This is a genomic window from Geobacter sp. PheSNFMC (genome assembly GCF_059620965.1).
Window position 1 is genome coordinate 31099 of record NZ_JCAMRN010000012.1, and the last position, 20979, is coordinate 52077.

General features: G+C 50.8%; 23 protein-coding genes and 1 pseudogene. 16 read left to right on the top strand and 8 right to left on the bottom strand.

Translation table 11 applies throughout. The annotated features are described in order from the left end of the window. The first annotated feature begins 223 nt into the window (after nt 1–223). From hsdR to AC6CDK_RS04300, 12 genes are all read left to right on the top strand, one after another. On the top strand, nt 224–2599 hold the full coding sequence (gene hsdR / locus AC6CDK_RS04245) for an EcoAI/FtnUII family type I restriction enzme subunit R (protein ID WP_192905709.1): 2376 nt from the start codon (nt 224–226) through the stop codon (nt 2597–2599). 31 nt (nt 2600–2630) lie between these two features. After that, nucleotides 2631–3812, top strand: a complete 1182-nt coding sequence (locus AC6CDK_RS04250) for a hypothetical protein (protein WP_192905710.1) — start codon at nt 2631–2633, stop codon at nt 3810–3812. A 114-nt stretch (nt 3813–3926) separates the two neighbouring features. Then, entirely contained in the window at nt 3927–5630 is a 1704-nt protein-coding gene (locus tag AC6CDK_RS04255; RefSeq protein WP_192905711.1) for a hypothetical protein, read from the top strand. After that, the gene (locus tag AC6CDK_RS04260) at nt 5627–6976 is read left to right on the top strand and encodes a hypothetical protein (RefSeq protein ID WP_192905712.1); all 1350 of its coding nucleotides are present in this window, start codon (nt 5627–5629) and stop codon (nt 6974–6976) included. Before AC6CDK_RS04255 ends, AC6CDK_RS04260 begins: the two co-directional genes overlap by 4 nt. Before the next feature lie 38 nt (nt 6977–7014). Beyond that, nucleotides 7015–9156 carry an N-6 DNA methylase gene (locus AC6CDK_RS04265; protein ID WP_192905713.1) on the top strand — a complete coding sequence of 714 codons (2142 nt, stop codon included), beginning with the start codon at nt 7015–7017 and terminating at the stop codon, nt 9154–9156. Nucleotides 9157–9196: 40 nt separating this feature from the next. Then, the gene (locus AC6CDK_RS04270) at nt 9197–9694 is read left to right on the top strand and encodes an endonuclease NucS domain-containing protein (RefSeq protein WP_226048456.1); all 498 of its coding nucleotides are present in this window, start codon (nt 9197–9199) and stop codon (nt 9692–9694) included. 32 nt (nt 9695–9726) lie between these two features. Then, entirely contained in the window at nt 9727–10329 is a 603-nt protein-coding gene (locus tag AC6CDK_RS04275) for a DUF8606 domain-containing protein (protein ID WP_226048457.1), read from the top strand. Nucleotides 10330–10407: 78 nt separating this feature from the next. Next, a complete protein-coding gene (locus AC6CDK_RS04280) occupies nt 10408–10800 on the top strand; it encodes an HIT family protein (RefSeq protein WP_192905714.1) in 393 nt (130 codons plus the stop codon). A gap of 2 nt (nt 10801–10802) precedes the next feature. After that, complete coding sequence (locus tag AC6CDK_RS04285; RefSeq protein WP_192905715.1) at nt 10803–11873, top strand: HNH endonuclease; 1071 nt, start codon at nt 10803–10805, stop codon at nt 11871–11873. A gap of 152 nt (nt 11874–12025) precedes the next feature. Continuing rightward, nucleotides 12026–12682, top strand: coding sequence for a type IV toxin-antitoxin system AbiEi family antitoxin domain-containing protein (locus tag AC6CDK_RS04290; RefSeq protein ID WP_192905716.1), 657 nt, complete (start codon nt 12026–12028; stop codon nt 12680–12682). Beyond that, nucleotides 12675–13544: a nucleotidyl transferase AbiEii/AbiGii toxin family protein gene (locus AC6CDK_RS04295; protein ID WP_192905717.1), complete on the top strand. Its 870-nt coding sequence runs from the start codon at nt 12675–12677 to the stop codon at nt 13542–13544. Before AC6CDK_RS04290 ends, AC6CDK_RS04295 begins: the two co-directional genes overlap by 8 nt. Nucleotides 13545–13561: 17 nt before the next feature. Next, a complete protein-coding gene (locus AC6CDK_RS04300; RefSeq protein WP_192905718.1) occupies nt 13562–13735 on the top strand; it encodes a hypothetical protein in 174 nt (57 codons plus the stop codon). An 8-nt stretch (nt 13736–13743) separates the two neighbouring features. Here the strand turns inward: AC6CDK_RS04300 and AC6CDK_RS04305 are convergent, their stop codons facing one another. Together AC6CDK_RS04305 and AC6CDK_RS04310 are read right to left on the bottom strand one after the other, a co-directional pair. Then, entirely contained in the window at nt 13744–14358 is a 615-nt protein-coding gene (locus tag AC6CDK_RS04305; protein ID WP_192905755.1) for a hypothetical protein, read from the bottom strand. A gap of 1 nt (nt 14359) precedes the next feature. Next, the gene (locus AC6CDK_RS04310; RefSeq protein WP_192905719.1) at nt 14360–14587 is read right to left on the bottom strand and encodes a DUF2188 domain-containing protein; all 228 of its coding nucleotides are present in this window, start codon (nt 14585–14587) and stop codon (nt 14360–14362) included. Nucleotides 14588–14752: 165 nt separating this feature from the next. Here AC6CDK_RS04310 and AC6CDK_RS04315 point away from each other — a divergent pair, with 165 nt between their 5' ends. The 4 genes from AC6CDK_RS04315 to AC6CDK_RS04330 are packed head-to-tail and all read left to right on the top strand — an operon-like array spanning nt 14753 to nt 17798. After that, a complete protein-coding gene (locus tag AC6CDK_RS04315) occupies nt 14753–15889 on the top strand; it encodes a helix-turn-helix domain-containing protein (RefSeq protein WP_192905720.1) in 1137 nt (378 codons plus the stop codon). Then, complete coding sequence (locus tag AC6CDK_RS04320; RefSeq protein ID WP_192905721.1) at nt 15870–16391, top strand: hypothetical protein; 522 nt, start codon at nt 15870–15872, stop codon at nt 16389–16391. The genes AC6CDK_RS04315 and AC6CDK_RS04320 overlap by 20 nt, the downstream gene beginning before the upstream one ends. Before the next feature lie 49 nt (nt 16392–16440). Further along, nucleotides 16441–17076, top strand: a complete 636-nt coding sequence (locus AC6CDK_RS04325) for a hypothetical protein (protein ID WP_192905722.1) — start codon at nt 16441–16443, stop codon at nt 17074–17076. 2 nt (nt 17077–17078) lie between these two features. After that, nucleotides 17079–17798: a PIN domain-containing protein gene (locus AC6CDK_RS04330; protein WP_192905723.1), complete on the top strand. Its 720-nt coding sequence runs from the start codon at nt 17079–17081 to the stop codon at nt 17796–17798. A gap of 90 nt (nt 17799–17888) precedes the next feature. Here AC6CDK_RS04330 and AC6CDK_RS04335 read toward each other — a convergent pair whose 3' ends face one another. The 6 genes and pseudogenes from AC6CDK_RS04335 to AC6CDK_RS04360 all read right to left on the bottom strand — a co-directional run bounded on the left by AC6CDK_RS04335 (nt 17889) and on the right by AC6CDK_RS04360 (nt 20863). Beyond that, a complete protein-coding gene (locus AC6CDK_RS04335) occupies nt 17889–18026 on the bottom strand; it encodes a hypothetical protein (protein ID WP_192905724.1) in 138 nt (45 codons plus the stop codon). A 138-nt stretch (nt 18027–18164) separates the two neighbouring features. After that, a pseudogene (gene radC / locus AC6CDK_RS04340) lies at nt 18165–18539 on the bottom strand (RadC family protein); the annotation flags it as partial. Between the two features lie 195 nt (nt 18540–18734). Further along, the gene (locus tag AC6CDK_RS04345; RefSeq protein WP_192905726.1) at nt 18735–19250 is read right to left on the bottom strand and encodes a CHC2 zinc finger domain-containing protein; all 516 of its coding nucleotides are present in this window, start codon (nt 19248–19250) and stop codon (nt 18735–18737) included. A 13-nt stretch (nt 19251–19263) separates the two neighbouring features. Then, entirely contained in the window at nt 19264–19785 is a 522-nt protein-coding gene (locus tag AC6CDK_RS04350) for a hypothetical protein (RefSeq protein ID WP_192905727.1), read from the bottom strand. Then, a complete protein-coding gene (locus AC6CDK_RS04355) occupies nt 19782–20216 on the bottom strand; it encodes a hypothetical protein (protein WP_192905728.1) in 435 nt (144 codons plus the stop codon). Before AC6CDK_RS04355 ends, AC6CDK_RS04350 begins: the two co-directional genes overlap by 4 nt. Continuing rightward, nucleotides 20213–20863, bottom strand: coding sequence for a hypothetical protein (locus AC6CDK_RS04360; protein WP_192905729.1), 651 nt, complete (start codon nt 20861–20863; stop codon nt 20213–20215). Before AC6CDK_RS04360 ends, AC6CDK_RS04355 begins: the two co-directional genes overlap by 4 nt. Between the last annotated feature and the right edge of the window lie 116 nt (nt 20864–20979).

Sequence of the window (20979 nt, forward strand, 5' to 3'; positions counted from 1 at the left end):
GTAATGTAAATATTTCAGTATGTTGCACTACTCTGTCCTGTTCGGACAGGGAGCGTGATAGACTCAAATTGACTTTTGAGACAAAAAAAGGTATTAACATGGCGTAATTTCATGCATTTGGAGGGTAAAGAGATGGGCTCTGCGCCCGAAGCAAATGTAACTACAATAACCGCCTGTTCGAGCATATTGCCGTCGGGCGGTTTTTTCTTTTTGGGTTGCACTAATGAGTAACGAAGCCGATACCTGTCGAAAACTGGTGTTGCCAAAACTGGTTGAAACTGGTTGGGACAATGAGCCCCACCGGATCAACGAGCAGGTGACCTTCACCGATGGCCGCATCGTTTTGGCCGGCAATAAGGTCAAGCGCCGTCCCCAGAAGCGGGCCGATTATCTGCTTCGCTACACCCGCGATTATCTTATTGCCGTTGTCGAGGCAAAACCGGATTATCTGTCCGCCGGTGACGGCCTCCAGCAGGCCAAAGAGTACGCAGAGATTCTGGGGCTCAAATTTGCCTACGCCACCAATGGCATTGAAATCATCGAATTCGATTACCTGACCGGCCAGGAGCGCCTGCTCCAGCAATTCCCGACCCCTTCTGAACTGTGGCAGAGGCTTCAGCAGGAGCAGGACATCACCGAAACCACCAGTCAGCAGCTTCTTACCCCTTACTACCACCACAGCGGCAAGAGTCCGCGCTATTACCAGGAAATCGCCATCAACCGGGTTGTACAGTCAGTTGTGCAGGGAAAGAAGCGGGTTCTCCTCACTATGGCCACCGGAACCGGCAAAACCGTTGTAGCTTTCCAGATCTGCTGGAAGCTCTGGAGCGCCCGCTGGAATGCTACCGGTGAGCATCGCCGTCCCAAGATTCTTTACCTGGCTGACCGCAATATCTTGGTTGACGATCCCAAGGACAAAATCTTCGCTCCTTTTGGCGATGCCCGCTGGAAAATCGAGAACGGTGAGGCCAACAAGAGCCGTGAGATGTATTTCGCCATCTATCAGTCCTTGGCCAAGGATGAGCGGCGGCCGGGGCTTTACAAGGAATACAAGCCCGACTTCTTTGATTTCATCATTGTGGATGAATGCCACCGGGGGAGCGCCCGCGACAGCAGCAACTGGCGGGAGATTCTGGAATACTTCTCCCCGGCATTCCAACTGGGGATGACCGCCACACCGCTCAGGGAAGACAACCGGGATACCTACCTCTACTTCGGCAATCCGGTTTACCAGTACAGTCTGCGGCAGGGGATCGATGACGGTTTCCTTGCTCCCTATAGGGTCCATCGCGTCATCACTGACTATGACGCTGCCGGGTGGCGCCCCAGCAAAGGTGAGCTGGATCGCTACGGCCGGGAGATTCCGGACGATGAGTATCAGACCAAGGACTTTGAGCGAATTGTCGCCCTCAAGGCCCGCACGGTCGCCATTGCCCGCCACCTGACCGACTTCATGGTCAAAACCGACCGCTTCGCCAAAACCATTGTTTTCTGTGTCGATCAGGATCATGCCGACGAAATGCGACGGGCACTGACCAACCTCAATCAGGACCTCTCCAGCCGTTATCCCGATTATGTCTGCCGGGTGACATCCAATGAAGGCGATATTGGTCGCGGCCACCTGGGAAGATTTCAGGAGCTGGAGACCGAAACCCCGGCCATTCTTACCACCTCACAGATGCTGACCACCGGTGTCGATGCCCCCACTTGCAAGAATGTGGTGCTAGCTCGGGTGGTCGGTTCCATGTCCGAATTCAAGCAGATCATTGGCCGGGGAACCAGGGTCAGGGACGATTACGGCAAGCTCTGGTTCAATATTCTCGACTATACCGGCAGTGCCACACGGCTCTTTGCCGACAAGGATTTCGACGGCGATCCGGCCTTCGTCAGTGAAGAAAAGATCGATGCCGCTGGTGCAACGTATGAATCAACCGTTACCGAGGAAACGCCTGTCGTTGAAGACGGCGGCATTCAGGATGATTACGGCCCGACCGGTGTCGTCATCGATGATGGTACACCTGAACCTCGTAAATACTTTGTCGATGGCGGACAGGTAGCAATTGCCGCCCATCTGGTTTACGAACTTGATCCTGACGGCAGGCAGCTGCGCGTCGTCAAATACAGCGATTATGCTGCTGACAAGGTGCGGACACTGTTCCCCGGTGCCATTCGGATGCGCGAACAGTGGGCCAACCCCAGGGAACGGGCTGAAGTTATCCGGCAGCTTGAGGAGCGAGGAATCAACTTCAACGAATTGGCCGATTCAGTCGGTCAGCCGGAAGCCGACCCCTTTGACCTTCTCTGCCATCTTGCCTTCAATGCCCCATTGCGGACCCGCCGCGAGCGGGCGGAACGCTTGAAACACGACCGGAAAGATTTTTTCGATCATTTCAGTCCAGAGGCAAGGGCAATTCTCGAAGAACTGCTGGAGAAGTACGCCCAGCATGGCACCGCGCAATTTGTAGTGCCGGATATCCTGAAGGTGCCGCCGATTTCGGAACGGGGGAACGTGATCGAGATTGTCGGGTATTTCGGCGGGGCGGAAAAGCTGCGGGAAGCGGTGAATGAACTGCAAACGCTGCTCTATGCGGGGTTTTAATTCGGGAATAGGATAGACAAAAGGTAGATAAATGTCACATGGCGTAACGCCTTCCGAAATATTTGTTGCCGGTCTTTGTGAACGATCATTTCTTAAGCTTTGGACCCATCCAAATCCGAAGGGTAAAAATGACAAAGAACTCTGTGATTGCCTTGTCGTTTGTGGGGATCACATCGTCATTATCTCCGTCAAAGAGAACGAATACAAAGACACTGGTGACACAACCGGTTGGGAACGTTGGCAGAAAGCTGCAATCGAAAAATCGGCATCCCAGATTTGGGGAGCTGAAAGATGGCTGGCAAGTGTAGATCGGTTTACTCGACATGACGGTCGATTTGTCACTCTTCCGGAAAAGTGCAAAAGAAGATATCACCGAATCTCTATATCCCTGGGCGGCCGGGGTCATGTCCCCCTTAAATGGGGGGATCTCGGTAATGGATTCGTCCATTTGTGTGACGAATACAGCGTCGGTGTGGTTTTTGGTGCTCTGGATACTATCACTGATTTTGTTGAGTATTTACAAGCCACTGAAGAGTTGGTTTCAAAGGCTAGACTAGTATTCGCAGGTGGCGGGGTTGAGGATCTCGTCGCGCTTTATCTTGTGCACGGGCGCTCGTTCACATTTGAAGATGGTTCCCAACCAGACATGATTATCTTAAATGACGACTTATGGAGGGGATATTCTGAGTCTGAAGAGTATCGCGCAATGCAGGAGGATTTAAAGGAATCCTATATTTGGGACTCACTCGTCGAATACTACACTGAAGATCTACTGACGGATGGTATGTTCGATATGCTGAGCAATGAAGTCACTGACGATCAGCACGCTTTAGTAACAATGGCTCTGCAGCCACGGATGTATCGAGCTGGGCTTGCAAAGGCGTTTAAGGAATTTCTAGACAAGCCAGAGCTAAAAGTGGGCTCTCGCGCAGCACAGGGTTTCGGTGAAACAGCCTTTGTTTTCTTGATCGGAAAGAGCTCTGACCGCGAGCATAGGATGAAAGAATTATTCCTCAGATGCTTGGTCATCAGAGGAAGGGTTCCCGGAGTTAAAACCGTTGTTGGAATCGCTACAGACAGGCCAGGAGTGCCTTCAGAGCTAGGATACTCTACTGATTTAGCATATATACATCTGCCTGAATGGTCTGAAGATAGAGAAACTCAAGTTTCCGGCATTCAAACGGATCTCGGTTATTTTCGGAACCTGTCGTGATGCGTTGATCGTTACACAAGATGCTTACTGTTCAATTATCACTCAGTTAACTGTGGGCACTATCTGTCCAGAATTAATAGAAACAAACAAAGGAAAATGCTGGATGTATCATATATGAAATTATTCAAGAAAGCTGAATTAGAAGCACTAGCCGAATGTCCAAAAGTGGATACTGAGGAATGGCTCAGCAGTGCAGAAGACTCGGTGTCTTATCTGAAAGTCAATGCTGAGAGTGACGAGTTGGTGATCTACGCCAGCGCGAAATCCATCTTGATCCACGGTGTTCTTGCGCTTACGTCAAAAGTTACTCCGCCAGACGGACACGACTTGATGCATGGTTCTATTCCGATGCCTGACGATTGCTGGGTTATTCAACGTGCTTGGGGCGGTGGTCAAGGGCACCGCATGTATCTAGAACCTCCTCTTTCGGATAGCAAATCTTTTGAGGGTGGTGAGAAACTGATTTACCGAAGGTCATTTGATGGAGTGCAACAGGGGCCCACGCCTATCGAATTGAGTCAAAAGCTCGTACACAGCCTGGATCTCTACTTCGTACCTGAACGCAAAGCGTATTGCAGGCTTGATCCACGGGGAGAAATTGAGGATGTAATAAGAGTTATTCAACGCAAGTCAGCCGATGCGTGGGAGGGCTTGGACGTGGTCACAATCCTTCGCAAGGACTTGGACAAGTTTATGGCTTTATCGGAAACATCTCTTGTCCTAAAGTTTGACTTCACTCGTGTGAAATGGGGGAGTTTTTCCGGATGGGGCGAAATTGAACATTACGAAAGGAGTGAGCCTGACCTATTTTATCAAGGCGGCAAGGATGGCCAGGGGAGCTTTGCATACGGAGCCATCATAATCAGGCCTAAAGTCACTGTTGATGAATTGGTACAGGCATGGAAAGATGAAGATAACCTGAAGAATCGCCAGTACGCTAAATTTAAAATTTACGACCGCAAGAACAAAACCAACGTTGATACCTCCTGTGCTCCAGAATTTCTTTCCAACTATTTCCAAAAGTCTGATCTGCCTTGGGAAGTGTCACCAGCTTTCTTCCGGCCAGAAGTATTGCTCCGCTTTAAAGCCGACCCTGAAAGATTTACATTAGAGGATAGAAGTATCACCTGTCGCAACGCATGGCACCTTAAGACTTATGATATTAATGAGGCTGGCCAAGTACATACATACATTGGCTACTTGGCAGACCTACCCTATGAAGAGCAGCTTTACTGGCAATCCTTCAATGTTTGGCCACAGGGGGCGATCTCTGAACGCGCTTACCAAACAGATATTCTGGGGGAATGGAGTACCGTGCATGATCCGCTAACCGCCTTGAAACACACGATCAGTAAACTCGATAAATCACCGCCTGAATGGTGGAAGCCAAGGGGCGCGGCTCTGTCCGACGCGACACGATATCCGGTGACTGATTCTCCGAAGGAGTGGGCAGATGAAATCTTGGCACTTGATCAGTTACTTATAGAAGGTTTCCTTGGTAAACCCCTGCAAATGTTGGCAGAAGCGGCTGGTCGTAAACTTGACCCGAAATGGGGGCCGCTCAAGGTCATGCAGGAATTGCTGGTAGCGAAGGGGCGGAGTGAAACAGAAGCAAAAGCTACTGTAGAACCCATGCAGAGAATTCACGGTTTAAGGACTGTAGTAAAAGGCCATGCAACAACTGATAAAAAGAGAAAAGCTGAAATAGAGGCGCGGACTGAATACGGCAGTTTCCGTTCCCATTTTACTCAATTGGCAGAAGAATGTGACAAGGCACTTAACGAGGTACTTTCTGTGTTTGAAATTGTCCTTAAATGAAGACTTATTTTTTACAGTTCAAGGTCATTCCAACTACTGATAACGAAAAATATCACCTCGCTGAAGGGGCATTTGCTTCTTGTTGGGTTCTAGAAAATAATCCTGAAACTGCAGTCACCAAGGCTGCATTTCAAGTTTCTAAGTATGACTGGGAGATCATAGGACTTGATCTTTCTCCCATCGAAGTGTCAGAAGAACATTTTACTCAAAGGGATATTGGTTTAGAACAATTTCGGAAAGCTCAAACAGATGGTATGGCTATTGTTTACATGGCATGGGCTAGAGACAAGAAAACATCAACTGGGCCTATCACGCTTAAGTCTTCTTACAAACCTGATATTCAAGGTTTTATAAAAGAACAAAAAAAACAAAAGAATAGAGGGAGGTGCCTACATTTTGATGCTGGCAATCAGTGCCAAGAGATAATTAGCGCTCACTCCATTCAGAAAAGCCGGTTGCTTTTAGCTATATCTAAAGATGGGCATGTTTATACGCTGTCCAGCGAAGTGAGCCAGTTAAACAAGAGCATGGGTAAACCAACATACCAGAAAAAAGGAATAAACAACCTATCAACATTCCTTGGCTTTTGTAAGTATCATGACAACGAGTTATTTACTCCGATAGACGATCAGTATCTGGTGCCTACCAACCAGCAAGTGTTGTTGTACGCCTACAGATCCCTTGCTAGAGAGATATTCATTAAAGAGAACGTGCTCAACACGCTAAGACATAGGATTAGCAAAACAGACCATCCATTTATAAAGCAATACTGCGAGGATTATAAATCCGGAACTGAATTCGGTTTTAATAACCTGAAAAGGCATAAATTACTGTATGACCAATCATTAAAGTTTAACAAATTTGATGATGTTAGATATGTGCTTTTCCTTTCAAATAGAAAGCCGAATATTGCCTTTTCTGGGTTGCTTTATCCTGACTTCGACTTTATGGGTAACCAGTTACAACATCTCGGTAATCATAAGCAAGAGCTTGAATTAATCACTTTTTGTTCAGCTCCAATGAGCAATGGTTGGGGATATTTGTTCTCATGGCATCATTCAAGTTCAAGAGTCTGTATTGATTTTATGCGATCATTGGCGACAATGATGCATGATGGGCACAATGTTGGCGATATCCTTTTTAGAATGATCATCCTCAACTGTGAGAATTGCGCCATATCCCCTGAATGGTGGGAAGCGCTTTCTGAAACGCAGCGAGAGCAAATTACCGCGAAAGGCGGATCAAATGCTCTTCCTTTCACACCAATGAAGAACACATATCTTAGAGATGGGTTGGAAGGAATATCAGGTTGGCAATTCGACTCTGTAATTTCAAGTATGGACTGAGCCCAACCTACTATAACGACATAACATGAAGGAATCCAATGGCACGCATCAAGAAAACCGCTCAGCCTCAAACCACCGCCCAGCAACTGGGCTCTATCGTTAAAACCTCCCGTGACATCATGCGCAAGGACAAGGGGCTTTCCGGTGATATTGACCGGCTGCCTATGCTCACCTGGATCATGTTCCTCAAGTTCCTCGACGACATGGAGCAGATCAGGGAAGAGGAGGCGATCCTTTCCGGAGATAAATTCCGCCCGGCCATCGAGGCACCCTACCGCTGGCGGGATTGGGCTGCTCGTGAAGATGGGATTACTGGCGATGAACTGATCGCCTTTGTCAACAACGATGAAGCTGTTCGTCCCGATGGGACACGGGGCTCGGGGTTGTTTGCCTATTTGCGCGGGCTCCAGGGGGCCAACGGCGGCGACCGGCGCGATGTCATTGCCACGGTCTTCAAGGGGACCATCAACCGGATGATCAACGGCTACCTGCTGCGGGACGTGATCAACAAGGTGAACGGCATTCACTTCACCTCTTCGGACGAGATCCACACCCTGAGCCACCTCTACGAATCCATGCTCAAGGAGATGCGAGACGCTGCCGGCGACGCCGGCGAGTTCTACACCCCTCGGCCTGTGGTCCGCTTTATGGTGGAAGTGCTCGATCCCAAGCTGGGAGAAACCATCCTCGATCCCGCTTGCGGCACCGGCGGCTTCCTGGTGGAGGCTTATAGTCACCTGGAAAAGCAATGCAATACGGTTGAAGATCGTAAGACCCTTCAGGCGAGCAGCATCTATGGTGGCGAGGCCAAACCGCTGCCATATCTTCTCGTGCAGATGAACCTGCTTCTGCACGGCCTTGAATACCCTCGTATCGATCCGGACAACAGTTTGCGTTTCCCCCTGAACGAGATCGGTGACCGGGACCGGGTGGACGTCATCCTCACCAATCCACCATTCGGCGGAGAGGAAGAGAAAGGAATTCTCAATAATTTTCCTGCCGAGATGCAGACATCGGAAACGACGCTCCTCTTTCTACAGCTCATCATGCGCAAGCTCAAGCGTCAGCCAAGACCTGGTAGGGCTGCAGTGGTAGTGCCTAATGGGACTCTTTACGAAGAGGGAATTGCTCAAAGGATTCGCGGAGAGTTGCTGACAAAATTTAACTTGCATACAGTTGTTAGGCTCCCTAAAGGAGTGTTTGAGCCATACACAGATATTGCTACGAATTTATTATTTTTCGACAGATCAGGACCAAGTTCTGATGTCTGGTTTTACGAACACCCCTTGCCAGAACGTCGAGCGCATCTCAAAGGAAAGAGTTATTCTGCAACTGATGGCTTGCAATACGAAGAATTCGAGCCTCTTATCAACTGGTGGAACAATCGAATAGAGAATGAACATGCATGGCACATATCTGCAGCGGAGTTAATTCAAGGGAATATCGACCTAGCACAAGTACACCCGCGCCACTCCAATATAGTACTTGCGGCTCCGGCAGTAATTATAAATGGTGTACGCAAGCTCAAAGACGAGAGTGAACTTCTTCTCCAAAAACTTGAAGCAACTGTCAAAGGTTTAGGAAACGTTGATGCTCCGTTTGTTGCTTTAGGCGAGCTCATTAACCAAAGGACTACTACAATAACAATTCAGGATGATGTTATTTATCGGCGGACTCGTGTTCAACTCCATTTCAGGGGAGCAAGGGTTCGTGATGTCGTGCAAGGCCTTGATATTGGAACTAAAACGCAAACCATAATTAGAACAAATGACTTAATCCTATCAAAAATTGATGCTCGAAACGGCGCTATGGCCATAGTTACGAGTGACCTTGATGGCGCAATTGCCACAAATGATTTTCCAGTCTTTGAAATTGTCTCAAGTCGAGTTAATCCTGCCTATTTAAGATACTGTCTATTTCAGCCATCAATGTTAAGGGTTTACGAGAACTTAAGCCGCGGATCAACAAATCGCCGTCGTCTCAAAGTCGATAAGTTTTTGGACTTAAAAATACCCCTACCGAAAGAAATTGATGCGCAAATCGAAGTAGCAGATCGTTTACATGCCGCAGAAACACTGATTTCTGAGTTGGCAGATAGGTTTGGAGGAATGAATGACGAACTGGCGGATTTGGTTGGTTCGGCGTTACATAACGTTTTTTCTGTTGCTCGAAATGAATAGCAGCCGACACATCCAAAGTTTGTTTAGTGAGGAGTAGATCATGCCAATCCGCCACGCAATCTGGAAAGTCGGCACCAAGCCTGAACCCTTGGCAGAAGTATCTCTCGGCAAGGAAGCCTTGCTGGAGCAGATGATCACCGAAGATCCGACGATCCTTTCAGACCGTTGGCTACTAATCGGTCGGCAGGTGCGTACCACTCATGGAGGCTTCATCGATCTCCTGGCGTTAAATCAGGACGGCCAGCTTATCGTGATTGAGCTGAAGCGTGACATGACCCCCCGTGAAGTTGTCGCCCAGGCTTTGGATTATGCCTCTTGGGTTCAGGAGCTCAAGGCAGATGATGTTGCGTCCATCTATAGCCGGTTCTCCGGTGGTGGATCATTGGGGGATATTTTCCGGCAACGCGCCCGTGATTATGAAAGTGCGAGTAAACCGAATCCGCACACCGACCGGACAAACAGTTTGGCCTACCTCTGGATGAGGAACAGCTCAACGGCTCTCATCAAATTGTTATTGTTGCATCGTCACTGGACCTGAGCACGGAACGTATCGTCAATTACCTGAACAGGATGGACATTGCAATCAACGTCATCTTCTTCCAGGTTTTCCAAGACGGCTCCAGTCAATATTTGAGCCGTGCCTGGCTGATTGATCCGGTAGAGACTGAAAGCAAGGCGACTGCCGGGCCGGCCGGAGAACGCGGGGAATGGAATGGAGAGTATTATGTATCGTTCGGACAGAGTGCTGATCGTGATTGGAAAGAAGCTGTGAAGTTTGGTTTCATCAGCGGCGGTGGCGGCAGGTGGTACAGCCAGACACTTTTCATGCTTTCACCGGGAGACCGCGTCTGGGTCAATATCCCGCAGCAGGGGTATGTCGGTGTTGGAAAGGTAATCAGTGGCGCTGTTCGAGCCAGTGAGTTCAAGGTCAATGTTGACGGAGTCGAACGGTCTCTGTTGGATGTCGCACAGTCCAATTATCACCGGCAATTCAACGACGACGAAGAAAAGTCTGAATATTTCGTGCCGGTCGAATGGATTTGCACAAAGCCGATAAACGAGGCCGTCTCAGAAGTAGGATTTTTCGGTAACCAGAACACTGTCGCTCGTCCCAAAACTCACAAGTGGAATCATACCATTGAACAACTGAAGCAGCGGTTTGGAGTGGAGTAGTGAATGTCTTGCCAATTGGCTATGGTAAAAATTGTCGAATGCAAAAATGGGGACTTCCCTCTGAAATGAGACATTAAAATGGACAATACCACACTATGTGCCTGCCCATTCTGCAATTTGGACAACTCCAGAATAATTCAGGCCAACACCCATGCCTTTGCCATCTTCGACGGCTATCCTGTTTCCCCTGGACACAGCCTGATCATTCCGAAACGGCACATAGCCTCATTCTTTGAAGCAACCAGAGAAGAACAGACTGCGATATTCGACTTGTTAGCTGTAATGCGTGCAGCTTTGCAGAAGGAGCATAACCCCGACGGCTTTAATATAGGCATCAACGATGGTTCTGCTGCCGGGCAAACTGTTATGCATCTGCACATCCACTTGATACCGCGCTACGCAGGCGACATGCCCGACCCACGCGGCGGAGTTCGCTGGATCTTCCCCGATAAGGCAGCATATTGGGAATAGCTATGATGATACCTGCCGCAGAAGAACAACTGAAATTCATCACCCACATTCAGCGAATCCTTGATGAAGGCTCTTTCGTAGCAACATACAAATTTGCCCTGATCATGTCCCTTGCCGACTATGCGGTGGAAAACGGCGACGATTCCGGCGCGGCTTTACAGCTGACGACGCGAGATATTGCTGAGAGTTTTGTGGAGTATTACTGGCGACAGGCTGTTCCGTATGCTCACGGCAATCTACAGGCTCCTGTCCGGGTTCTGAAGCAGGGGACTGGGCAGCAACCGGTAGTATTGAGCCGAATAATGGATCTTCACAATCTGTTCAATGGTTCGTTGTCTGCCGCTCGCAAGGACGCGAAAATCTGGGGCGTCCTTCTGAACAAGGTCGCTGCAACCATAGCGCAGATGCCCCTTTGGAAGCTTCAAGTGGTGGGCCGTTCGATCGTACCGTTTATGTACGAACAGCATGGCAGGGGTAATACCATCAATCTCCATCCCGGAGTTGTCTATAACTTCAGAAGATTTTACGATCTGATCCGGAATCTGGTGCAAGGTGCGTGGATTCGACACGTCAGAATCCTCAACGTCGATCTTCTGGGAGAATCCGATTTGGCCGAATTTCTTTTCGGTGCTGAACGCACAGTGTTACCAGGACTCCGTGCGGTGCTCAGAGATGTTCAAGCCGATGATTGCTTCTACTGCAAAGGTAAGCTCCGTGAAGGCGGAGACATTGATCACTTTGTCCCGTGGTCCCGTTATCCGTTGGACCTCGGCCACAATTTCGTTCTTGCCCATGCGGTCTGCAACAGGAGCAAGAGAGACTTTCTTGCCGCACCCTGTCACCTGGAAAACTGGCAGAAAAGGAATCAACTTCACGGCAAGGAACTTGCCCGGGAGTTCGATGCACGCAGCATTCTCCATAATCAGGAAGCAACCGAAAAAATAGCTTTCTGGGCCTATTCACAGGCTGAAACAGCAGGCTCAAACCTCTGGTTCCGTAAAGATGATGTGCTACCGATAGATCACAGTTGGCGGCAAGCTCTTTTGCATGAATATGTAAACTTCCAATGCTAAAGTTCTCAGTGAAGCACTGAGAGGACAGGCAGAGCCGAATCCTCCCATTTCTTACCATTCCGGTTTTCTTGTTTATCAGCATAGTATGTCTAATTATTATGGACATACTATGCTGAAATAAGTTATATTGCCATCAAGAGGAGATGGTGGTTATGACGAATGCCCAGTTGCTCAATAGCATTCCCTATGAAGAGTTTGACTACCAGACTCTTCTTGATGCTGTGCATGAGTATTCCCGGCCACGGATGAAGATCTCCGGCATGCTGGCCAAGGGTGACATTATCCGCGTCAAGAAGGGGCTCTATATCCTCGGTGAGTCACTGCGTCGTCGGCCATTCTGCCGGGAACTGCTCGCCAATCTCATCTATGGCCCCTCCTACGTATCCCTCGAATACGCGCTGCACTATCACGGTTTGACCCCGGAACGGGCAGAAACCCTGACGTCGGTGACCTGCGGTCGTTCCAGGAGCTTCGACACACCGGTCGGGACGTTTTCCTATCGCATGATTCCGCTGGAAGCATTCCGCACCGGCATGGACCGGGTAGAGCTTGACGATGGACGTTCATTTCTCATTGCAGTGCCGGAAAAGGCGCTGGCAGATCGGATCGTTGCCGACCGTGGCACCGGAATAACCACCCAGAAAGAGTTACACGACTATCTGTTCTCAAGTCTGCGCATTGACCCCGGCATACTTCGAGAACTCGATCCGGCTCGGCTTGCGGAGATTGCCCAGCACTATCGTTCTCACAGGGTGAAACTGTTGTCCGATCTGGTCAGTCGATTGCGCAAAGGGGATAGAAATGCATGATGCTGTGAAGCGCATGCTTGCCAAATACGAACCGAAGAGCGTTGACGATTCAGTCAGGGCCTTGCGGGAGATCATCCAGGAAGTGGCGCTACTCGGGCTCTGGCGCGCCAAGTTCTTCGAGCACGCCGCCTTTTACGGCGGAACAGCCCTGCGTATCCTGTACGGACTCGACCGCTTCTCCGAGGATCTTGATTTTTCGCTGCTGGAGCCGTCAGACGATTTCAATCTGGCGCGGTTCACGGCATCGCTTGAAGAGGAGTTGCTGGCATTCGGCTTCAACGTGCGGGTGGAGATGGTTGACAAGGCGGTGGAGTCGGCGGTGCAGTCTGCCTTCCTGAAGGCGAACACCCGTAATGAACTCCTGGTTATCGAAGCCGGGGAAGAACTTGCCGGACAGATTTCCGTAGGCCAGGTGCTGAAAGTGAAAATCGAGGTGGACACCGATCCGCCTGCCGGATTTACTACCTCGACCCGTTACCTGCTGCAGCCGATACCCTTTGCCGTCCGGAGCTATTCGCTCCCGGACCTTTTTGCCGGCAAGATGCATGCGCTGCTGTTCCGTAAATGGAAAAACCGGGTCAAGGGACGCGACTGGTATGATTTTGTCTGGTATGCCGCCAATCATCCTCATCTGAACCTTAGCCACCTTGAACAGAGGATGCGCCAGACCGGCCATTGGAGCGGAGAGAAACCTTTGTCGTTCACATCTTTCAGAGACCTGCTGTTCGAGACCATTGACCGGCTCGATGTGAACCAGGCGCGTAAAGATGTTGCACCGTTTGTTAAAGATCAAGGGCAGTTTGCACTCTGGTCACACGACTTTTTCCGTGACGTGGCAAGTCGCATTCAATGTAACGAATAATTCTGTCGGAGGATTCTGTGGTTGATTGCGAAGATTTACTGGCGGCTCTTCAGGAGCTGCTTGAAGCATCCAGCGCCATGACCAGCGGCCAGTTGCCGACGGCAAGCCAGCTTGAACGCTACCAGCGTGCCAGGGAGTGGGCGCAGCGACTCCTTGATCGTGAAGAGAAGGCCAAGAATTCCCGCCTGTAGGGTTCTTTCTATTTTTTGGGTGGCGGGGACGTCGATGGTCTCTGACCTGTCGAAGGAGTAGGCAGGCTTGGCGGTGAGTAGCCTGCACCTGGTTTTGGATTGGATGGAAGCTGTGCCGGCGCATATCCGCGGTTACCATTAGTTGTCCCGATCTTGTTGTTCATTTCCGAGTACCTCCTGACGTTGAACGTTGTGAAAAGAATGGTGAGAATGAGCCCTGTAAAGAACAGGGCACCGGCAAACACGTTTAACCTGTTTGTCCGGTCGGTGTGCGGATTCGGTTTACTCGCACTTTCATAATCACGGGCGATTTGTGATTCGAGGCGTTGCATCTGCACGTCAATCGCTTTTCTGCTTTCGTACTGAGAGAACAGTACGCAGGCGATTGAAAATCCGAACGCACTCCATGCCGCAATAATCAAGGGGAGCTCGATAACGTCTTTCAAGGGGACAATGTCCTTGAGAAACGTCATCGAAAGTGCCAGGGCACCGGCAGAGAGCGTCATGATTGCCTTGTCGGTATGCTCGCTTGCCGATTTCCCCGCTTCCCAGAGATGCTTTCGGTATTCCAGGAAGAGCGCATCGTCATTTTTCCGGTTTTCGGTCCTGCGCCTTGGTCGCATGTCAGCCTTTGGGCGGGAAGGGATCGTTTTCGTGGCTGTCCGCACCTGAAATTCTTCCATTTTTGTTATGGATGATGAATTCTGATCCCTGGTTCTGGCTTATTTTCCTCCCCTGATCGATTGCCTCTCTCTTGGTCTCGGTATGCACCGACACCCGCTGTGCTCCCGGCTTGACGACGTCCCAACCTCCCTTTGAACTTGGTACAACATGATGTTCTTTCCGTGGCATGGCTCACTCCTTTTTACGTGCTAAATATTGTGCCATTGAAGGCGTATATCCACAAGATATGGTGCTTGGGTGCGAATGTCAAGCGTCTATATAATAAAATATTATATTGTTGACTTCAAGGTATAATATTATTATATTTATTAACAGCAGAAAGGGGGGATTTTGATGTCGAGAATGGAGTTGGCTGAGCGACTGCGAAAGGCCCGCGAAGCCGTCGGGTTGTCAATCGGCGAAGCTGCAACGCGTCTTGGTTTCGGTAATTACCAAACGTTGAGCAATATTGAAAAAGGGGATCGTGAGGTCAAGGCGAGTGAGTTGACGCAGTTCGCCAAGACGTATTTCTGTAGCCTGAACAGTCTCCTGGTGGGGGAAGATGTGCCGCAGCCGGCCGTTCATTTCCTCTGGCGGAGAGCACCATCTGAGAGGAAGGCAGAAATAGAGGCTTCGATAAAGCACAGGTTCGAGGAATATCATCTGCTCGAAAAACTTCTGGGCTTGGCTGAAGAAGGGACAGGGCTCGCAATAACGGTATCACCGACAGATATTCGCAACTACCATCAGGTCGATGCGCTTGCGGCCAGGGTGAGCAACCTTCTGAATATGGGGAGTAGACCGGCATTGTCTCTCCAGAAAGTTATGGAGCAGGTACTGCGAACCAAGATCCTTTTCGTGGAGTTGTCAGAGTTTGGTTCGGCAGCCTCAACGGTACATCCGGATTTTGGCGCAGCAATTGTCGTCAATAGTGAGGAAGCTCCCTGGCGCATCAATTTCACGCTTGCCCACGAACTCTTCCATATCATCACCTGGAATACCTTCAATCCTGTCGATCTTGAACAGGATGAAGTGCTTTTCAAAGACATCGAGAAAAAGGCCGAGCGTTTTGCCTCGACACTTCTTCTCCCGGAAAGTGCTGTCCGGGAAGAACTGAATGCGAGGATTAAGGAACAGAAACTCTCATTTTCGGACATCGTAGATGTTGCAAGGGAATTTGGGGTTTCAACAAAGGCTTTGCTCTATCGAATGGCTAACATGCGCTTGATCGAGTGGGATAAAGCGAATGATCTGGCAAATAACGATGAACTGCTCATGATTGACCGGCGCATCAGAAGGGATACGGCAATCGAGGCTCCCTCCTCGGAACGATTCTCACTCCTGGCAGTAAAATGCCTCCGGAAAGGGCTGATCTCGCGCGGCAAATTCTCTGAACTGCTTGACATTGACCGTGCAGATATCGACGAGTTTCTTGAATACCGGGGATTGAGTGAGGTGGAGGGCGAGTCGATTGAAATTATGGCTTCTTGATGCTGATGTTATCATCAAACTACTCGAAATCGATGTATTCGACAGGCTCGTTGCCATGCATGAACTGTATGTCGCCTCGACCGTGGTTAATGAGGTAAAGTATTTCCGCAGAGGTGGACAGAAATTTCAGGTTGATTTTCGTCAGCAGTATATTGAAACACGTCGAGTGATTGAGACTACGGCAACCCCCGAAGAGATGCAGGATGTTCTTCGCCGGTTGCCGCCGTTGCGTCAGCAAGCTGTTCACGCAGGCGAGATCGAATCACTTGCAGTTCTCGTCAGACAGGAAGATCTTACTCTTTGCACGTTCGATTCAGCGGCAATCAAGACACTTCCTTTTCTCGATGTTACCGAGCGTGCGGTTTCTGCGGAGCGCCTTCTGCAAACCTCGGGGCTGACCTTGTCACCAGGCTTCAAACTCGATCCCAGGCTCAGCGAGGAATATTTTCGATCCAACATCGAGCAAGGCTTGCAAGAGTATATCTATTCACACAGAGGCTGAATTCCGGCTGATCTGTTTACGTTGTATGAACAAGGGGAAGGAACAGGAAATGAAAGTTTTTCGCGATTTGTATATCAGGCTGAATGGGGCCAGGATTGAAGATCTTATTGAACAGTTCACTGCTCAATGTGGCGACCATTGGCACCGTGCATTGGATCGTGAAAAAGATGCCGGTTCTATGGGGGAGAAAGCCTTCAGTTTTGAACATACGGCAGGTGATGGTCTTGAGAGGGCTGGACTGTCCTTGTTTCAGAAAGAGGATGACACCTGGTACGTTCCCAATATTATTCCCCTGGATAGCAGCCAGCTTTCTCGCGATCAGTACAACAAGATTCTGGAAAACTTTCTCGACACCGTTGTACGCCCGTCCATCGAAGGCCTCCCGGCGACAGCCGAATTGTCAGGAGACGTAGTGATGTTGAAGGATGTCGTCGGCGAAGATGTGGCAGCGCTACTCCAAAAGTTTTCGGTGTTGGCGAATAAATCTACCGGCAGTTCTCATCCGTGTGATCGGAATCGCTGGTATGATTTCCTCATTGCCGTACAGAGAAAGCGCATATCTCTCGACACTGACTTGCTGATCAATTCATTAATGGAAGATGGCTGGTCAGAGGACAGGGCTCATGACCTGGCAATCGAGTATGAATTTGCGATAGGTCTTCTTGATTATAAAGAAGGCAAATGACCATGTTCATTGAAGTTGATGAGGTCTGTACCGCCATTGCAGCCAAGCCGGCGCCGGTTTTGTTTCTCGACACGTGCACCATACTGGATGTGCTCCGCGCTCCGTGCCGGGAGACGATTGGCGTAGAAGAGATTTCAGCGGCCATGGCGCTGATAAAACTGAACGGAAAGCCTACTCCCGGTGTATGGCTTGTGACGAATGAAACGGTCCATGATGAGTGGACTGCTAATCTCGACACCGTTAAAACCGAGTTGGAAAGGGAATCGAAAAAAATTGAGAGACTTAGGTCCCGGCTTGTCGATGCTGTCGATATTGTTTACGGCAGGACACACGAAGTCGGTCACCGCATTGAACACCTTAAACTTTCAGAGCACCTTGAGAACCTTTCAAGACAACTGCTTTCTGTCTCTCAGAAGGTGAAGATAGCCGATTTGCACAGCCTCAATGCCATGAACAGGGTTCGAAAGTATATGGCCCCAGCAGGTCGCGGCAAGCAGGAGGCAAAGGACTGTGAAATCTTCGAGGCTTTTCTTGATGTAGGTCGAACGCTGCGAACAAGAGGCTTTGCAGATTCCATCTGCTTTGTGACTGCCAATACCGATGATTATGGAAAACCCACGGAGCCAAAGAATCCGCTCGAAGCGGAGTTGCTGGCCATTGATGCCCGGTATGTTGGATCGCTAACCTGGGCACTGGCTGTTGTCGAGGGACGCGTAAACTAATCTTTATTCCCTCCACATAACAAAAATGAAAAAAAGGCGACCTCCAGGGCCGCCTCTATCCAGGCCGGACGGGTATCCGGCCTGAAGATGTTAGTAGGGTCTCCCGCTGGCATAAATGGCAAGAACCTCGAATTCACCACCGACAATGTTGTTCCGGTGCAGCGCCTTCTCGAATTCCTCCCAGCTCAGCGTAAATTCCCTACCGTTGATACGTGCTCTGACTGACATGACTCTATCCCCCCTTGATGTAGTGTTGGTGGCCCAAAAGGGCTCCCTACAACCACCGCCGGAACGGTGACTCTAGGGAACCCTTTTGAGCAGGGGGAAGAGTCGGGGGAGGGCGTATGGAGCGCCGCCCCCCGTTATTTATAAAAGTCCCTGTTCGACAAAACTCAGGAACTCGTCATCACCGACGATGATGTGATCCAGTACCCGGATGCCGAGGATGTCGCCGCTCTCCCTGAGACGCTTGGTGATGGCGATATCTTCACTGCTGGGTGTCGGATCACCGGTCGGATGGTTGTGCACAAGCAGGATGGCCGCCGCATTGGACAGACATGCCGTCTTGAACACCTCCCGAGGATGAACGATGGCCTGGTTGAGCGACCCGATGGAGACCCGGTCGAAACAGACGATCCGGTTCTTGCCGTCGAGATGCAACACCACGAAATGTTCCTTCGTCTCACGCCGGAGATCCCGGAACATTTCATAGACCTGCTCTGGTTTCGTAAAACGCATCGACACCCATTCCGGGGCATCGTCACGCACGACTTCGTTTCGGTAGCGTGCCTCGATTGAGCGCACCATGATTCGTTTGGTGATCGGCGGTACCGGTTCACCGAAGAGATTGAGATTCATGTCCTCCTCCGATAGCGGGGGCGGACTTCCCCCTATGGGGGCAGTCATCGCCCCCATAGGGTTTGAGATAGATTATGTTCAGCTCTGGAGAGCCAGTACGGCTTCCCGGAAAGTCACGTCATCCAGCGCCATCGTGGCGCTGATCGAATCCCAGGTCCGGTTACAGACGAAACAGTGAACATGGTTTTCGTACAGGGCCATGGACGGATTGCGGTCCTCGTGAAACGGACAGCAGCGGTACCGCCCCTTGGAGAATTCGATGATGCTGGTAATGGGGTACTGCCGGGCCTGGTCGATCATCTCCGGGGTGATTCCGCCAGGCACCTGCGCCGTCTCCTTGCCGTTGACATGGTTGAGGAGCGCCGTTGCCTCCCGTTTCAGGGGGCGCAGCTCCTTTTCCTGGTCTCTGATGAAGGATTCGGACAGGGCCTTGATCAGCGGGTCGCGACTGCGATCCATCCGCCGTCGCGCTCCCCAGATCTCCCGCTCCAGATGTTTGATCTGCGGCTGCAGGAAGGCCAGCCGGCGCATTACCGCGTAACGCTCCGGCACTCCCATATCCCGTGCCGCCTGCAATGTTGCGTTCAGGGTCATGGCAAGCCTCCTTTCAATCACGTAGCCGTTCGTCCCAGCAGCACTCGCCGATGAAGTGGGCGTAGTCGTCCCGCTGGTACAGAATGCGTGCTGAAGCCTGCGGAATCATGTTGCCGCAGCCGACGCATTTGACGGCACGCTGGAGCGGACTCTCCGGGGCATTCAGTTCCCGGATGAAGGTTTCGTCGCATTCCTGGCAGTCGTACAGCTCCCGGTCGACCCCCAACAGGGTGTCGGTACGAGTGACTTCCAGAAAGCAGCCGCATATTGGGCAGACGAGCTGGCCGGTATCGCCTTGTTCCGCGAACCGTTCATGGTTGTAGTTGTTGCGGGCGACGCGGAGATTCTCTTCAAAATCGATCTCCATCCGTTCACAGAAGTGCATCAGGTCAGTGAGCAGATCCTTCACGTCGTCTTCGTCGCCGTCGAAATCCCGCCCTTCGAGGGTCAGGCAGTAGGCCTGCATGGCCGTGTCGATCCTGCCGACACGTTCCTCGTTGCTCGGTTCGTCAGTCTGTCGGTCGAGATGGCTCATGCAGCGTCCTCCTTTTCTCCGCACGCTTCCCGTTCATCCAGGATGTCCGCTTCGTCGAGTGAGTTGATCAACACCGTGTCGGTTTCCCACCGGACATCGGTGTGCTTGTAGTAGCCCGACCAGAAGAAATCGCTGTCGGTGACGTTCAGAGTGGAACACTCCATCCGCCCCTCGAACTCCTTCAGGGCTACCTTGCCTTTATCCGGCTTGATATCCCAATCGACTGTCCTGAAGTCGCAGGCAAAGTTGAATTCGCTGATCTTGTAGGCCTTCACCTGCCTCACGACCACCGCCAGCTTCTTGATCCGCTCGATGAGAGCGGTGTCAAGATCGATGACGGCGTAGTCAGCGTTGTCGGAAAAGAACTCGCTGTTGTCGTGAAGGGGGATGATGAGGCGCTTTACGATAGGATTATGATTATTGTCAGTCATGACACACCCCCGAGTGGCCGGCTTACCTTGACCGTGCGAGGGACCATGATGGTTTTCTCCGCTGCCTCGTTGTGCAGAGTGAAGTCGATGAACGTCCCGATTGCGGCATCGACAGTTCTGTCGAAGTCCCAGACGATATCAACCAGCTCCTTGAGGCTTGAGGTGTCCCAGTCATCGTAATCGCCGGAAGGCTCGCCAACCGATTCACCGGTGGTGTACATCGTCATGACGGGGTGGGTGTAATTGCGGCGCGGATGTTTGCAGACACCGCACAAGCTTTTCCCTTCCTCGGCTTTCTGGTAGTTCCGCTGGCCGCAGGCCGGACAGTATGACTGGTAGCCGGTGTCCTTTCTGCCGCCGTGGTAAAGCACCAGGTAGCCTCCGCTTCTGCCGTTGCGATGGATCTGGTAGCTGTAGCCGTGACGTACGTTGAATTCCGCGATGGTATCGTTGAATTCATCGAACGCCTCTTCTACGTCAAGTAGCTCCCAGGCACGGTTGCGCGTTTCGGTGTCCGGGAATTGAATGCGATGGAGTTTGATATTGCGGGAGAATGACGTTCCCCGGTTCCAGCTGGACATTGTGTCGTAGCGCTGGTGGTTGGAGAGGAACAAGATCATCTCCTTGCGTGATCGCGGTTTTGCCATTGATGTTCTCCTCTTCCCAAGGAGAAGGCAGAACACCCCCATCGGGGAATGTTCTGCTTCCCCGGATGGGTTGGTAGGTGAAAATTAAGCGACCAGCTTTTCCCGCAGCAGTTCCA